The sequence below is a fragment of the Streptomyces sp. NPDC001663 genome (assembly GCF_042893105.1).
In the GTDB taxonomy this organism is placed as follows: domain Bacteria; phylum Actinomycetota; class Actinomycetes; order Streptomycetales; family Streptomycetaceae; genus Streptomyces.
This window is the reverse complement of the sequence record NZ_JBIAUR010000012.1, coordinates 1-14,227: the sequence shown is the minus strand read 5'-3', so window position 1 is coordinate 14,227 and position 14,227 is coordinate 1. Positions and strand designations below refer to the sequence as shown.

Here is a 14,227-nt window from a genome sequence, read left to right as displayed (position 1 = left end):
CAGGACCTACGGGACCTGGTGCGGTGACGCGATCGCCCGCGCCGCCGCCACCTCCTGCCGCAGCGGCTCGAGCACACTCCCCGCCGGTCCGGTGAGGTCCGTGCGGACCGGGTACAGGACCTCCGTGTCCCGCAGGCCCTGCGCCAACTCGCTCAGCTGCAGGGCGGCTTGGCGGATCTCGGCGGCGGACGGCGCGGCCGCCCCGTGCCGTACCCGCACCCGGGCCGCCGTCGTCGCGTCGACGATGCGTTCCACGGCGACGACCAGCGGCAGCCAGGCGGCGGCCCGGCGTCCGGTCGGTGGCGGCTCGGTCAGGGCGCGCTGGAACTCCGTACGGATGACGGACAGATCGCGGTAGAGCCGGCGCCGCATCCGGGCGCGGGCGGCCGGTTCGGTGCCGTCGCCGAAGGCGGACTCGACGTAGCGCGCGGTGTCGGCGACCGCGTCCGCGAGCCGGTCGCCGACGCGGGTGTGCCAGCTCTCCGGCCACAGCAGGTAGCCGGCGACCAGGGCGATCGCGCAGCCCAGCAGGGAGTCGACCAGGCGGGGCAGGAGCAGGGCGGTGCCCTGGTGGTTCAGGACGTCGGACAGGAGCAGGATCACCGGGGTGATGGCGGCCGTCTGATAGCCGTAGCCGCGCGGGGTGAGGGCCGGGATCAGCGGGGCCAGGACCAGCATCGCCACCACGTCCCACCAGCCACGTGGCACTTCGGCGAGCACCGCCGCCGCGACCACCAGCCCGGCCACCGTGCCCAGCGCCCGCAGCAGCGCCCGGGAGAAGACGGAACCGAAGTCGGGCTTCATCACGAAGGTGACGGTCAGCGCGACCCAGTACGAGCGCGGCACCGGGACGATCGACACCAGCACCTGGGCCAGCCCGATGCACAGGGCCAGGCGCAGGCCGTAGCGCCAGGAGCCCGCGGAGAGGACGACGTCGCGGGCGGCCCGGGCCGTGCGGATCGACAGGGCCGCCGGACGGCCGAGGCGGTCGTCGATGCCGCGCGGGTCGACGTCCGGGGCGGTGACGACGTCGGCGGCGTGGCGCAGGGCGTGGTCGACGGCGCGGGCGGTCTCCGATATCGGCACCGGCAGGTCGAGCCCGATGGGTCCCGTGTAGCCGGTCTCCACCGCCTGGGCGAGGTGGCGCACGGCCTCGGGGATCTCCGGCGGCATGGGCCGGCCGCTGAAGTGGGCGGCGGGCGCGGCCTCCACGACCGGGGTGATGGCGTTCAACTGGGCGAGCAGCCGGGTGAGTTCGGGGCTTTGGCCGTGGTGGCGGGCGCGCCGGGCGAGGACGAGGTCGTACGACTGGTTCAGGGACTGGGTGACGGCATGGCGCCCGGCGTCGTACTCGTCCCGCGCGCACGCGGCGAGCAGCTCGGCCACCTTCCGGTACGTGTCCGCGACCGCCGTCCGCTCCGGCACCCCGGCCCTGAGCGGCCAGGCGAGCAGCGCGAGGAGGAGCACGAGCAGTCCGCCGCCGGACATCAGCGCGGGCGCCAGCCACCACTCGCCGGGCATCGGCAGGCCCGCGCCCACCACGGAGTTGAGGAGCAGCAGCAGTCCGGAGACGGAGGCCACGGCGCCGATCGTCGAGATCATCCCGGAGACGAGCGCGACGCCGGTGACCGTGGCGACGGCGAGCCACCCGTGGCCGTAGACGAGCGAACCCAGGGTCACCCCGATGGCGCCGAAGAGCTGGGGGATCGCGATGTTGAGGATGCGCATGCGGTACGCGTCGGCGGTGTCGCCGATGACACCGGAGAGGGCGCCCATGGAGGCCAGCGCACCGTACGCGGGCTGGTCGACGGCGAGGCCGATCGCCAGGGGGAGGGTCATGGCGATCGCGGCGCGGGCGACGGCGGACCGGTTGACCGGGGCCTGCTGGGGCCGGAGGTTCCTGACCAGCCAGTCGGGAGGGGCGAGGCCGGCGGGGAACTCTCGGGACATGCGCCCATTATGGGCACCCGTGTTCACCCGGGTTCCTGTCATCCGCGCTGGTGAAGCGTGATGTCCACGAGGAGCGCGCGGTGGTCGCTGTCGGTCACGTCCAGGAAGCGGGCGTTGCTCGCGGAGAAGTCCCGGGAGACGAGCACATGGTCGATCTGGGCGCCGATCGTCGGCGCGGTGCGGGCCGGCCAGCTCGGGGTGCGGTCGTGGCCCGCGAGACGGGCGGCGTCGCTCATGCCGGTGTCGAGGATGCGGCGGAAGGCGGCGTGGTCCTGGGAGGCGTTGAAGTCACCGGCCAGGATCATCGGCGTGCGCGCGGCGGCGGCAGCGTCCCGCAGCCGGCCGAGCTCCCGGCGCCACACGCCCACCTGACCCGGCAGCGGAGGCATGGGGTGCGCGAGCTGGAGCCGTACGGCATGACCCTGCACCTCGGCGACGGCGCCGGGCATGCCCATGGTGCCGGACACCCCGTCCGTGCCCTTGAGCGGGAAGCGACTGAGGATGATCGACCCCTCGGAACCACCGGCCTCCACGGCCTGCCGGTACGGGTACTCGGCGGAGAACTCCTGCTTCAGCCGCGCCTGGCAGCTGTACTCGCACTCCTCCACGAACACGATGTCGGGCTTGTCGGCGCGGATGACGGGGACCAGGGCGGGGGTGCCGCGCCCGAACTCGACGTTCGAGGTCAGCACCTTGAACTCGGCGAGCGGGGTGCCGCCGGGCTCGTCGGTCTTCCCGTACGGCTCGATGAACCACGCCAGCAGGCCGAGCACGACGAGCGACCACACCATCCCGACCCGCCACCGGCCGAGCAGCGCGAGCAGCAGGGCCAGCCCGGCGGGCGCGAGCAGCCAGGGCAGGAACGCGAGGACCTGGGGGATCGGGGTGACGCCATCGCTGTCGGCGACCCGGCACCCGACGACCGCACTCACTCCGGCCAGCAGCAGCCCCGCACACCAGGAGGCGAAGCGCCGTCCGGTCCGTCGTACGGGCTCGTCCTCGCCGGCAACCGTCCACTCGGCGGCAGCAGTGTCCAAGTCCCGGCCTTCCACTCGCGGGTGGGATGCCCGAATCATCCCCCGGAGCGGTCGATTCCCGCCAGGAACTTCCCCAGAGCCTCGTTGAACTCCTCCGGCCTCTCCAGGTTCGGCATGTGGGCGGCGCCCCGGACGACGTGCAGGGTCGAGTCCGGGAGGGCCGTGTGCATCGCCTCGGCGTCGGAGACCGGGGTGTACTCGTCGTCGGCGCCCACGACCACCAGGGCCGGGACCGTCACCCGGGTCAGCAGTTCGCGGTAGTCGGGGCGGGCGGCCCGGGCGCGGAGGGCGGCCGCGGCGGACTCGGGGCGGGTGGCCGTCATCATGCGGTGGACGTGGGCCTTGACCCGAGGGGCCGCGGTCGGGGCGACCATCTTCTCCAGCACCTCGTCGGCGTATCCGTGCATGCCCTCCTCGAGCAGGCGGTCCGCCATGGCGTGGCGGGTGCGGACGCCCTCGGGGGTCTCGGCCGCCGGGAAGGTGTCGGCGAGGACCAGTCCGCGGACGCGGTCCGGGAACTGCCGGTAGCAGTCCATCGCGATCTGGCCGCCCATGGAGAGCCCGGCGAGGACGAAGGTCTCCACGCCCAGGTCGTCCAGCAGCGTCACGACGTCCTGCGCGAACTGCTCGAAGACCGTGACGGGCGGGGCCTCGGGGGAGGCGCCGTAGCCGCGCAGGTCGGGGGCGATGACACGGCGGGCGGGGGAGAAGGCCTCGATCTGCGGGTTCCACATGGTGTGGTCGAAGGGGTGGCCGTGGACGAGGACGAGGGGGGCTGCCATGGATTCGACCCTAGGTCGGCCCAACTCGTCGGTGCAATAAGATCTTTGCCCTCGGTGCAATGGCAGGAGCAGGGACAACAGGGGGGACCGGTCCATGGACGCGTATCGGCGTATCGCCGACCGCATAGCCGCCGACATCACCAGCGGGCGGCTCCGGCCCGGCGAACGGCTGCCGCCGCAACGGAAGTTCGCGCGGCGGCACGGGATCGCCGCCTCGACGGCGGAACGGGCGTACGGGGAACTCGTGCGGCGGGGGCTGGTGGTGGGGGAGGTCGGCCGCGGGACCTTCGTGCGGGCCGCGGCCGCGGCTCCCGCCGGGCGCTCGCTCATCGAGGCGGCCACCGCCGCGCCGGTGAACATGGAGCTCAACTACCCTTCCGCGCCCGGTCAGTCGGAGCTGCTCGCCCCCACTCTCGCCCCGCTGCTGCGGCCCGACGTCCTCGCCGAGGCCCTGCGCCCCGCTCCGGCGGGCGGCACCGCCGCGGCCCGCGAGGCGATGGCCGGCCTCCTCGCCACCCCGGGCCGGCGGCCCTCCCCCGACCAGCTCCTCTTCACCGGCAACGCCCGCCAGGCCATCGCCGCCGCCCTCGCCTCCCTCGTCCGTCCGGGCGGCCGGGTCGGGGTGGAGGCGCTGACGTATCCGCTGGTCAAGGAGATCGCCGCCCGGCTCGGGATCACGCTCGTGCCGTTGGACACCGATGCGGAGGGGGTCCGACCGGAGGCCGTCGCCGGCGCCCGGCTGTCCGCGCTCTACCTTCAGCCGACCCTGCACAACCCGACCTCCGCGACCATGAGCGGCGCACGGCGCGCACAACTGGCCGAAGCCGTGAGCGACTTGGAGCTGCCGGTCGTGGAGGACCGCATCTGGTCCTTCCTGGCGGACGACTCCGAGCCCCCGCTCGCCGCCTACGCGCCCCACCTCACCCACGTCGTCGACGGCCTCTCCAAGCGGGTCGCGCCCGGGCTCACCGTCGGCCTCCTCGTCGTACCGCCGCACCGGGTCGAGGCCGTGGCGGGTGCGGTGCGTTCCGGAGGGTGGAGTGCGGGGCGGTTTGCGCTGGAGGCCGGGGTGCGGTGGATCGGCGACGGGACCGTGGCACGGCTGGTGGCGGCCAAGCGGGAGGACGCGGCGCGGAGGCAGGAGTTGGTCGCGGAGTACCTCGGGGGCCGCGGATTCGACGTGAGGTCGGATCCGCGGGCCTACTTCGCCTGGTGGAGGCTGCCGGCGCCGTGGCGGGCGGACACCTTCACGGCCGCCGCCGCGGCGCACGGGATCGCCGTCACGCCCGGTCCCGCCTTCGCCGTCGACCCGAGCCGCACCCCGGACGCCGTCAGGCTCGGACTCGCGTCGGCTCCTGTGCCGGATCTGGAGCGGGCGTTGCGGACGCTCGCCGGCGTCGCCGCGGCGGGAGCAGGTGGCCGTAGCGGCCGGTGAGCCAGGAGCCCAGGGCGACCGCCAGGCCGAGGGCGACCAGCAGCCAGGAGACCTGGCGCAGGGTCGCGGTGAGCGCGTCGTAGACCGCGCCCGCGGCCGGCTGATGGACCTCCTCGGGCAGGTCGGCCAGGGTCAGGCGGCGGCCGATCGCGACCGCGAGGCCGAGGAACGCACCGCCGAGCGCCGTGCCGAGCGCGGTCGCGGTGAGCGCGCGGCGGCGGCAGGCGGCGACCGAGATCCCGGAGACGGCGAAGACCACGGAGGCGACGGGGAGCCAGAAACCGGCGAATTCCAGCACGCGGAACCCTTTCCGGAGCCGGTCCAGATCCTGGGCCGGGAGGACGGACACCTCGGTGTGCTCGACCGGGATGCGGCTCGCGAACGGCACGTGGTCGTAGGCGAGCCGCCGCTTGACCTGGGCGGTTACCGGCGCGAGATCGACCGTCACCTCGTGCTCCCGCTCGTCGCGCAGGGCGTGCAGGACGGCGTCGTGCAGCGCCCGGTTCCCGGCGTCCCAGCCCAGGCGGAAGGCCACGGTCCCGGTGAAGGAGTGCACCGCGTCGTGCACGAAGGGGCCCACCGCGGGGCCCATCGGGCGGACGCCGGCCCGGTGGCCGACCTCGTCCATGATCCCGGCGCCGACGGTGTCCGCGATCGCGTTCCGCACGGCCGGATCCGCGGCCAGCGGCGCCATCGTCGTGACGTAGCGGCCCGTGTCGGCGAGCCCGTACGCCGCCCAGGCGGCCAGCGCGCCGATGGGCGCCAGGATGCAGGCCAGGGCGATCAGTGCCGTCGACAGGGTTGTCCGCAGGTGCGAGGGACGAGGGGCCACCCTTTCAGGCAAGGGCCGAAGGGCGGGGTGCGCGAGCGGTGCGCCTGCATACGGGTGCTCTCCGGTGGAGGCTTCACCCGAACGGGTGTTTCCTGGTGCTGGGGAGAAGGAGGCCGATCATGCGCACCACTCCGGCCCTGCGGACCCTGGCCGCGCTCCTGCTCACCGGCGGCGCGATCGCCGCCACGGCGGGCACGGGAGCGGCGGCGACGCCGACGTTCGCCGACGGTCACGGCGGCGATCACGGCAGTCCGGTCCAGGGCACAGTCGTCTCCCGCACCGCGCTCAACGTCCGGGCGGGACCGACCCTGAACTCGCCCGTCGTCGATCAACTCGCGCCGGGCAGTCAGGTCCGCGTCGAGTGCATGGTCCAGGGGCAGAGCGTGGGCGGCAACCCGAACTGGTACTGGCTCGTCGACGCCCAGGGCTGGGCGAGCGCCGCGTTCGTGGACACCGCCGGCCGGTCCGTGCCGAACTGCGCGGACCCCTGTCCGCAGTGGAAGGACGGTCACTGGACCAACGCGAACTGGAACGACCCGGACTGGAACAGCGGCACCTGGGCCGCCTCGGGTTGAGCGGAAGGGAACACAGGGAGCGAGCGGCCCCGGCGGTTCTGCCGGGGCCGCACGCTGTGTGCTCTCCTTGGGCGCCCGCGTCAGCGGACGCGGTTGCCCGCCGCGTCCTCGCGCGTGTAGTAGCGGTAGAAGAACACGAGGAAGATCCCGGCCGCGACCACCGCCCCCAGGGCCACGGACCGGTAGACGGACTCCCCGGTCTGGCTGTAGAGGAAGCCGACCGCCGCGCCCGCGAAGCCGGACTTCACCAGCGAGTGCAGCTCGCGCTTGAGCAGCGGCGCGAACGTCGCGACGGCGATGCACAGCACGATGAACGCGGCCGCGGTCACGAAGCCGAACAGGATGTTCCAGCCGGTGATCTCGCCGCCGCCGCGCCGGTTGGCGGCCGCCCAGAAGCCGTAGACGAGACCGAGTACGACGGGGATCCCGTAGCGCGCGACCGTGTGGACGCGGTCGTCGAAGAGGTCGGGTGTGCGGGTGGGACGGGCCGCCCGGTTCGCCCTGACCTTTCCCATCATCCCGCCGCCGTGCGCGGGTGTCGCTTGTGCCATGAGAGCGCTCCTCTCTCTCCTCGCCCCCCGCCTACCAGAGCACACCTGGGACAGGGCCATGGCAAGTCGGCGGAAGGCACGATTCACGCCCGGATGCGGGGCGCGCGGCCGAGTGCTTCGCTGGGGCCATGCTGCTGGACCGGTTGCCTCGTGCCGGGGCCGTCGACGCGGTGCAGCGGCAGCACCCGCTGCGGTTCCGCGGGCGCAGCCTGGCCTGGGTGCCGCCCCTCGTACTGCTCGCCGGCATCGTGCTGGTCGACGTCAACACCACCGGCGAATTCCGGGTCATCTCCTGGATCGTGCTGGTGCCGGGCATCGCCGCCGCCATCTGCAGCGTGTGGGGCACGGCCGTCTTCGCCCTGCTCGCGCTCGTCGCGTACGTCCTCGCCGACAATGCCTGGCCGCACCAGTACCAGTCCGGCCTGCCCGACTTCATCCTCGTCGCCGTCGGCGGCATCCTCGCCACCATGGCCTGCGCGGTCCGGGTGCGCGGCGAGCGCCGCATGCTGCACATGCGGGACGTCGCCGACACCACCCGCCGCACCGTGCTGCGCCCCCTCCCGCCCGACTGGGGCGGTCTCGACCATGCCGCGGTGTATCTCGCCTCCGACGTCGAGGCCCGAGTCGGCGGCGACTTCTACGACATCCAGCCCGGCCTGCACGGCACCCGCGTCCTGGTCGGCGACGTCCAGGGCAAGGGCCTCGGCGCGGTCGAGGCGGCGGCCGCGCTGCTCGGCACCTTCCGCGAGGCCGGCTACCACGAGGCCGACCTGGCCACCGTCGCCGAGCGCCTGGAGGTCCGCATGATCCGCCACCGCGGCCACACCGTCGCCCTCGGCCGCGACGACGGCGACCGCTTCGCCACCGCCGCGCTGCTCGGCTTCCCCGAGGACGACCCCGGTGCCGTGGACGTCGTCCTCTTCGGCCACGACCCGCCACTCGTCGTCGGTCCCGAAGGCGTACGGCCCCTGCCGCCCGGGGACGGCCTCCCGCTCGGCCTCGGCGAACTCGTCGCCGACGGGCCGCCGCCGGTACACCGCGTGCCCCTCGCGCCCGGCGAGACCCTGCTGCTCACCACCGACGGCGTCACCGAGGCCCGGGACGCGGACGGGGAGTTCTACCCCCTCGCCGAGGAGGTCGCCCGCGCCGTCGCCGCCGACCCGCGCACCGTCGAACCCCGGCGCCTGGTCGCCTTCGTACGGGAGAGCACGCTGCGGCACTGCGGCGGGCGGCTGGCCGACGACACGACCGTCTTCGCCGTGCGCAGGCCCCCGCCGGCCGTCGAAGCGAACGTACGTTTGCAGTCCTGAGACCCACCTTTGCAGCCGCAGCGGTTACGGTGCTGCCGTAAGTGATCGACGGGGGATGGGGAGGGAACGATGCCCGGAACCGTGCTGCTGCTCGCCGCCGCCCCGGCGGGCAAGGGGTGCCTGGTGGACGCGGCGTCCGTGCTCCCGGTCCTCGCGGCCGTGCCGCCCGCCGTGCTGTCCGGCACCGAGACGGCCAACGTCGTCGAGCTCGCCGACCCGCTGGAGCCGCAGGCCGTCCTGACGCGGCTGCGTGCGGCCGCGGCGGCACCGGGGCCGCTCACCGTCTTCGTCACCGGGCAGCTGCAGCTCGACCGGCGGCAGCGGCTGCCGCATCTGGCGCTGGCCCGGACGACGCCCTCGACCGTCCGCTACACCGGGTTCCCCTGGCACTGGGTGCGCGAGGAGCTGCGGCTTCGGACGCCCGGGACGACGACCCTCGTACTCGATCTGCACGCGGATCCCGGGACGTGGGAGTGGCTGCGGGCGAATCCGCTCGACTCCGGGCGCAATGTCGCCGTTTACGGTCGCATCGCGCCGCCTCCGTCTTCGCGGCGGGCGGTGGCCGTGCCTGCGTACATGAAGGCGGTGGCGACGATTCTGCGCAGCGGCCACCGGCCTGAGCCGTCGGTGCTTCATCAGCAGGCGCTGGGTCGGGTGGGTGTCGAGGGGTACGCGGACCTTGTGCTGGCGGCGCCCGGCGTTGGGGTGGGCGTCGGACCTGGGGGCTTCGCCCCCAGACCCCCGTATCGGCCTGAAGGGCCTCGTCCTCGAACTTCCCCAGAGGGGATACTCCCGGACGGGCTGGAAGCCCCCGCGGTCGTCGATCCCCACACCGCCATCTCCGTCGCCGTCCAGTCCGGCCGGCACCCCGATGCCGACGCGCTCGCCGCGCAGTACGAGCAGGGGGCCGCGGTCGCGCACGGGGCCGGGTCCGAGGAGGCCTTGCACTGGGCGGAGGTGCGGGCCGATCTGGCGATGTTCGCGGGGGATCCGGTGCGCAGTTGCCGGACCTGGCTGGGGGTGGCCGCCGCTCGGCTGTCGGCCGGGCAGGCCGTGGACGCGCCGGCCGTCGAGGCCGCCGTGGACCGGGCGCACCACCAGTGGGGTCAGATCCGGGACGCCGAGGCGGCGCGTGAACTCGGGGCGGCGCTCGCCGAGTTGCGCTCGCGGGTGCCCGGGCGCCGGGAAGGTGCGCTGGACCATGTCCGGCGCCAGCTGCGGCAGTTGCAGACACAAGGCTGACACGGACCGACAACGGCCCCTCCCCTACCGCCAACACCGGTGCAATGATGGTGAGTTATGGCTGAGGGGGATGGAGTGGCCGACCGGGAAATACGTGTACGTCTGGACCGGAGCGCGAGCGACAGCGATGTCGCCGCGCTCAGACAGTGGCTGGCCAGGGAGGAACCGCTCGACGAGTGGGTGCGTGCGGGTGAGCTGAGCATCGACACCCGCCCTCGTACCGACGAGGAGCCCGGCACCCCGATGGGCTTCGGCGACGAGATCGTCGTGGCGCTGATCGGCGCGGGCGCGTCCGCCGCCTTCAAGGAGCTGCTGCAGGCGGTCAGGCTCGCGGTGGAGGCCTGGAGGGCCAATCGCCGCGACGTCGAGGACGGCGAGTCTCCCGACGCCGACGTCGACGGTGTGGGCCCCGACGACAGGTAGCCCCGTGAGCCCCTTCGACCCGCGTGGCAAGGCGAACCGGGCGCTGCTGGTCGGCGTGAGCGAGTACGACGTCAGACGGCCGACGCCGCACGGCGTGCCCGGTGACCTGCCGGCCGTCCGGCACAACCTGGACCGGCTCAAGGAAGTGCTGCCGCGCGGACGGGTGTTCGGCGCGAGCGAGATCACCGTCCTGCGCTCGCCGTACCAGCACGACTTCCAGCGGGCGCTGCGCGCGGCCGCCGAGGAGGCCGAGGGCCTGCTGCTGGTGTACTTCGCGGGACACGGGGCGATTCCCAGTGCGGCCGACGAACTCTTCCTGCAGATGCGGGGCGCCGAGATCTACCGGGGCCAGGATTCGGTGTTCCCCGGCGCCGAGATGTTCACCACCGTGCTGACGATGCTCGCCGCCAGCGACGCCGAGCGGATCGTGGTCGTCCTCGACTGCTGCTTCGCGGGCAACGCGGCCTACATCTGGGAGCTCTTCCAGGACCGGCGGCGGGTGCTGCTGCTGATGAGCGTGCAGGCCAACCACCGCATCGACGCGGGCGACGACGACACACCCACGCCGTTCACCGCCCGGCTCGTGGAACTCCTCGACCAGGAAGGCGGGTTGGAGTTCAGCACCCTCGCGGAAGGCCTGCGCACCCGGATGCGGGAGACGGGCCTGCTGACCGAGCGCAAGCAGCCGTGGGAGCCGCTCAGCAGGACCGAGCCCGGCGAGGACGTGCTGCTGTCGGCCCACCCGGTGCCGCCGCCACCGCCACCCCCGCCTCCCCGGGAGGCGACTCTGCCCCTCGGCGCCAATTCCCGGCCCCCGGGCGGCAATTCGGAGCCGTCCACCGGTACCCCGCCGCCGTCCGACGAGGCGTCGAGCACGCCCCCCGGCGGTGCGCGGACACCACCCGGTGGCGGCAAGCACCCCCGGCCCTCCCCCGTCCGCCGTATCTGGCTCGTCCTCGTCCTGGTCGTCGCCACGCTCGGCCTGGGCTCCTACGGCCTGACCACCCTCCTCGCCTCGGACAGCTCCTGCGCCCCGCCCCTGGAACTGCGCGTCCTGACCGACCCCGACCTGGAGCCGACCGTCACCGCGGCCGCCGACGCCTATCTGACCTCCGACGAGAACACCGACGGCGACGGCTGCCGGCGCAGCGGCATCACCGTCTACAGCGCGGGCGCCGCCGACGTGGTCACCGCACTGCGGCGGCAGAGCGAGGCCTGGCAGGAGCCGCACGACGAGGACACCAACCCGCAGCGCGACATCGGGCCGCAGCCGGACATCTGGATCCCGGCCTCCGGCGCCGACGTCGGCCGGGTCACGGCGGGCCAGGACACGGACAACGTCGCCCGTCTGCAGGCGGACGAGGACCCCCTCGCGTACTCGCCGATCGTGCTCGCCGTGCCGGACGACCTGGCCCCCGAGTCGCTGAACGCGCGGGTCGTGCCCAGGCTGACGACGCTCCTCACCGCCCTTCGCGGCCGGGACGAGAAGGCCCAGGTGCGGCGTCCCGACCCGGAGTTCGCGGATGCCGCGCTGCTCGCCACGATGGGCCTGTACGGCACCGGCGGCACCGACCCGGCCCGCGCCGAGCGTCAGGTCGCCCAGGCCGGGCCGCCCTCCCGCACCGCCGCCGACCTGCTGTGCGCGCTGCCCGACGACACCGCCGCGGACGCCCGCACCGCGGCTCTCGTCCCGGAGTTCCTGCTCAGGACCGGCGTCGGCTGCGACCGTACGACGCGCAGTCCGCGCACGGCCGAGTACCCGGGCGACGTGCCCGGCATCGAGCCCACCTTCGTCCGGGTCCGCTGGGAGGACGCCGACCGTGACGAGTCGGCGCGCGACAAGGCGGCGGACCGATTCCGCTCCTGGCTGGCGGGCGACGGCGGACGTGCCGTGTTCGCGCGGGACGGCTTCCGTGAGCCCACCGGCAGCAACCGGCCGCTGCTGGACACCGAGCACGTCGCCCCCGGGGTGCTGCGCGCCCCCTCGCCGCTCAGGGAGGCCACCGGACGGCACGCGATGGACATGGCGCTCGAGCGGTACCGGGGTGCGAACGGTCCCGGCCGTGTGCTCTTCCTGCTGGACAACTCCGGTTCCATGGGCAGCCTTTGGGACGGGCCGAGCGGCGGTCCCGGTCTGTTGAAACAGTCGCTCGGCGGGCTCGGCGACGGGGACGAGTACGGCGTGTGGACGGTGTCCGGCACCACCGGGGACCGCCGCCACGAGACCCTGCTGCCGTTCGGCCGCCGGCAGCGCAGGGACGCCGAACGCGCCGTCGACGGGGCGAAGGTCAAGGACGCCCAGGCCGACCCGCACGCCGCGCTGCTCGCCGCGCTCGACGACATGCGGCGGCGCGGCACCGACGACGACCGCCCCCAGCTGATCGTGTACGTCACCGACGACGAGGACGACGACCGGCTGACCGGCGGCGACCTCGACGACGTACTGGACAGGGCCCGTTCGGCGAAGGTGCCGGTGACCATGGTGTCCCTGGTGAGCGGCGGCTGCGACCGGGGCGAGCCGGACGCCCGGATCTCCGGGACGAGCGGCGGCCGCTGCCTGGACGCCGACGACGACCTCGGCGCGGGCCTGACCGACGAGGTCGCGCGCACCGGGACCGGGGAGGACTGATGGCCATTCCCGTACGACGCCTCGCGGCACTGCTGTCCCTGCTCCTGCTGGCCGCCTGCACCTCGGGCGGTGGGACCTCGCCGAAGTCCTCCGGCGACGAGGTGCCCGGCGAGATCGTGATCGCCAGCGGCCGGGACGTCACCGGCAAGAACGGCGTCCGCGAGCAGCTCATCGACGCCTGGAACCGGCAGCAGGACAAGGCCCGCACCGGCTACCGCGCCCGTCTGGTCGAGCTCTCCGGCAGCGCCGACGAACAGCGCAGCCAGCTGCTCGGCGCCCTGCAGTCCGGCAGCGCGACGTACGACGTGGTCAACCTCGACGTGACCTGGGTGCCGGAGTTCGCCGCCGCGCACCTGGTGCGCCCGCTGGCCGACTCGACGATCGACGGAGACGTCGTCAAGTCCGTGGCCAGCACGGCCCGTTGGGACGGCAAGGTGTACGCGGTGCCGTTCAACAGCGACGTCGGGCTGCTCTACTACCGGCGCGACTGGCTGCGGCAGGCGGGCGTGCAGCAGACCGACCTGAGCCCGGGCATCGACTGGTCCCGGCTCGACGCCCTGATCAGCGACGTCGACGACCACCGGCCGGGGGGCTACGAGAAGGGCTGGACCACTCAACTGGCGGGCTACGAGGGCCGTACCGTCAACGCCGTCGAGGCGTTCGCCTCCGCAGTGGACGACTTCCGGCTGACCGACGACAGCGGCCACTACGACGGCACCGTTGACGAACTGACGCAGGGCATCGCGGAGTTGCGCCGCCGCACCGACGCGCCGTACCTCCTGCCGAACGCCGTCCACTCCGACGAGGCCGCCTCGCTCGGCGACTTCGCGGACGGCCGCACCGCGTTCCTGCGCTTCTGGCCGTACGCCTACCGCACCCTCTTCCAGACCTTCACCGACAAGCAGCTCGGCGTCGCCCCGCTGCCCGGGCGCGCGGTGCTCGGCGGGCAGAACCTGGCGGTGACCGAGTCGTCCGAGCGGGCGCACAAGGCGGCCGAGCTGATCGCCTTCCTCACCGGCAAGGAGAGCGAACGCTGCCTGCTGGACGCCGGGTTCGCGGCGACGCGCACCTCGGCGTACGAGGACGACGGCCTGCGCTGCACCAGTGGCACCACCTCGCCGTCGGCGTCCCCCACCGGCGAGCGCGCCGACCGCATGCCCCGTGACGCCGCCGGCCGCCCCGCGTACGCCCGCAAGATCCTGCTCCCGGCCCTGGAGAACGCCGTCCAGCGCCCGCGCACACCCCTGTACGGCGCCTTCACCCAGACCTTCACCGCCCAGCTCGGCGCCCTGTTCGGCGACAGCCCGCCGGACGACGAGGAGCTGGCGAGGAGCCTGGACGCGGCGCTGCGGAAGGCGCTGCCGGACTAGTGTCCTGCGCCAGTAGTTGATCGTTAGTAGTCGTGTGACTTCTGCTGCTGGTGCGTCAGTTCCTCGTCGGGGCCCGAAACTGGAGCCGTTG

12 protein-coding genes are annotated in these 14,227 nt (G+C 73.8%); 7 read left to right on the top strand and 5 right to left on the bottom strand.

Going from position 1 to position 14,227, the window contains the following annotated elements; translation table 11 throughout:
* Positions 1-6: 6 nt before the first annotated feature.
* Genes ACFY1L_RS34115 through ACFY1L_RS34105 form a run of 3 tightly spaced genes read right to left on the bottom strand, consistent with a single transcriptional unit; the run spans position 7 to position 3,769 of the window.
* Complete coding sequence (locus ACFY1L_RS34115; RefSeq protein ID WP_388832806.1) at positions 7-1,950, bottom strand: FUSC family protein; 1,944 nt, start codon at positions 1,948-1,950, stop codon at positions 7-9.
* Between the two features lie 38 nt (positions 1,951-1,988).
* Complete coding sequence (locus tag ACFY1L_RS34110; RefSeq protein WP_388832804.1) at positions 1,989-2,987, bottom strand: endonuclease/exonuclease/phosphatase family protein; 999 nt, start codon at positions 2,985-2,987, stop codon at positions 1,989-1,991.
* Positions 2,988-3,022: 35 nt separating this feature from the next.
* Positions 3,023-3,769 carry an alpha/beta fold hydrolase gene (locus tag ACFY1L_RS34105; protein ID WP_388832801.1) on the bottom strand — a complete coding sequence of 249 codons (747 nt, stop codon included), beginning with the start codon at positions 3,767-3,769 and terminating at the stop codon, positions 3,023-3,025.
* 94 nt (positions 3,770-3,863) lie between these two features.
* On the opposite strand from ACFY1L_RS34105, the gene ACFY1L_RS34100 reads away from it, so the two are divergent.
* Positions 3,864-5,204, top strand: a complete 1,341-nt coding sequence (locus ACFY1L_RS34100; RefSeq protein WP_388832799.1) for a PLP-dependent aminotransferase family protein — start codon at positions 3,864-3,866, stop codon at positions 5,202-5,204.
* On the opposite strand, the gene ACFY1L_RS34095 is transcribed toward ACFY1L_RS34100, so the two are convergent.
* On the bottom strand, positions 5,101-6,036 hold the full coding sequence (locus tag ACFY1L_RS34095) for a hypothetical protein (RefSeq protein ID WP_388832796.1): 936 nt from the start codon (positions 6,034-6,036) through the stop codon (positions 5,101-5,103). The two genes, ACFY1L_RS34100 and ACFY1L_RS34095, sit on opposite strands and share 104 nt — an antisense overlap.
* A 119-nt stretch (positions 6,037-6,155) precedes the next feature.
* Between ACFY1L_RS34095 and ACFY1L_RS34090 the strand changes: the two genes are divergently transcribed.
* Positions 6,156-6,611, top strand: coding sequence for an SH3 domain-containing protein (locus ACFY1L_RS34090; RefSeq protein WP_388832793.1), 456 nt, complete (start codon positions 6,156-6,158; stop codon positions 6,609-6,611).
* An 80-nt stretch (positions 6,612-6,691) separates the two neighbouring features.
* Here ACFY1L_RS34090 and ACFY1L_RS34085 read toward each other — a convergent pair whose 3' ends face one another.
* Positions 6,692-7,162, bottom strand: coding sequence for a hypothetical protein (locus ACFY1L_RS34085; RefSeq protein ID WP_388832790.1), 471 nt, complete (start codon positions 7,160-7,162; stop codon positions 6,692-6,694).
* Positions 7,163-7,290: 128 nt separating this feature from the next.
* Between ACFY1L_RS34085 and ACFY1L_RS34080 the strand changes: the two genes are divergently transcribed.
* From ACFY1L_RS34080 to ACFY1L_RS34060, 5 genes are all read left to right on the top strand, one after another.
* Positions 7,291-8,472, top strand: coding sequence for a PP2C family protein-serine/threonine phosphatase (locus ACFY1L_RS34080; protein ID WP_388832788.1), 1,182 nt, complete (start codon positions 7,291-7,293; stop codon positions 8,470-8,472).
* 69 nt (positions 8,473-8,541) lie between these two features.
* Positions 8,542-9,714: a hypothetical protein gene (locus ACFY1L_RS34075; RefSeq protein ID WP_388832785.1), complete on the top strand. Its 1,173-nt coding sequence runs from the start codon at positions 8,542-8,544 to the stop codon at positions 9,712-9,714.
* Between the two features lie 57 nt (positions 9,715-9,771).
* Positions 9,772-10,137, top strand: coding sequence for a hypothetical protein (locus ACFY1L_RS34070; protein ID WP_388832782.1), 366 nt, complete (start codon positions 9,772-9,774; stop codon positions 10,135-10,137).
* Between the two features lie 4 nt (positions 10,138-10,141).
* Positions 10,142-12,766 carry a substrate-binding domain-containing protein gene (locus ACFY1L_RS34065; RefSeq protein ID WP_388832780.1) on the top strand — a complete coding sequence of 875 codons (2,625 nt, stop codon included), beginning with the start codon at positions 10,142-10,144 and terminating at the stop codon, positions 12,764-12,766.
* A complete protein-coding gene (locus ACFY1L_RS34060; RefSeq protein WP_388832778.1) occupies positions 12,766-14,136 on the top strand; it encodes an extracellular solute-binding protein in 1,371 nt (456 codons plus the stop codon). The genes ACFY1L_RS34065 and ACFY1L_RS34060 overlap by 1 nt, the downstream gene beginning before the upstream one ends.
* Positions 14,137-14,227 lie beyond the last annotated feature (91 nt).

Coding starts and splice junctions, on each gene's coding strand:
- ACFY1L_RS34085 (WP_388832790.1), bottom strand. CDS start 7,162: ATGGCACAAGCGACACCCGCGCACGGCGGCGGGATGATGGGAAAGGTC.
- ACFY1L_RS34090 (WP_388832793.1), top strand. CDS start 6,156: ATGCGCACCACTCCGGCCCTGCGGACCCTGGCCGCGCTCCTGCTCACC.
- ACFY1L_RS34080 (WP_388832788.1), top strand. CDS start 7,291: ATGCTGCTGGACCGGTTGCCTCGTGCCGGGGCCGTCGACGCGGTGCAG.
- ACFY1L_RS34115 (WP_388832806.1), bottom strand. CDS start 1,950: ATGTCCCGAGAGTTCCCCGCCGGCCTCGCCCCTCCCGACTGGCTGGTC.
- ACFY1L_RS34060 (WP_388832778.1), top strand. CDS start 12,766: ATGGCCATTCCCGTACGACGCCTCGCGGCACTGCTGTCCCTGCTCCTG.
- ACFY1L_RS34105 (WP_388832801.1), bottom strand. CDS start 3,769: ATGGCAGCCCCCCTCGTCCTCGTCCACGGCCACCCCTTCGACCACACC.
- ACFY1L_RS34100 (WP_388832799.1), top strand. CDS start 3,864: ATGGACGCGTATCGGCGTATCGCCGACCGCATAGCCGCCGACATCACC.
- ACFY1L_RS34070 (WP_388832782.1), top strand. CDS start 9,772: ATGGCTGAGGGGGATGGAGTGGCCGACCGGGAAATACGTGTACGTCTG.
- ACFY1L_RS34075 (WP_388832785.1), top strand. CDS start 8,542: ATGCCCGGAACCGTGCTGCTGCTCGCCGCCGCCCCGGCGGGCAAGGGG.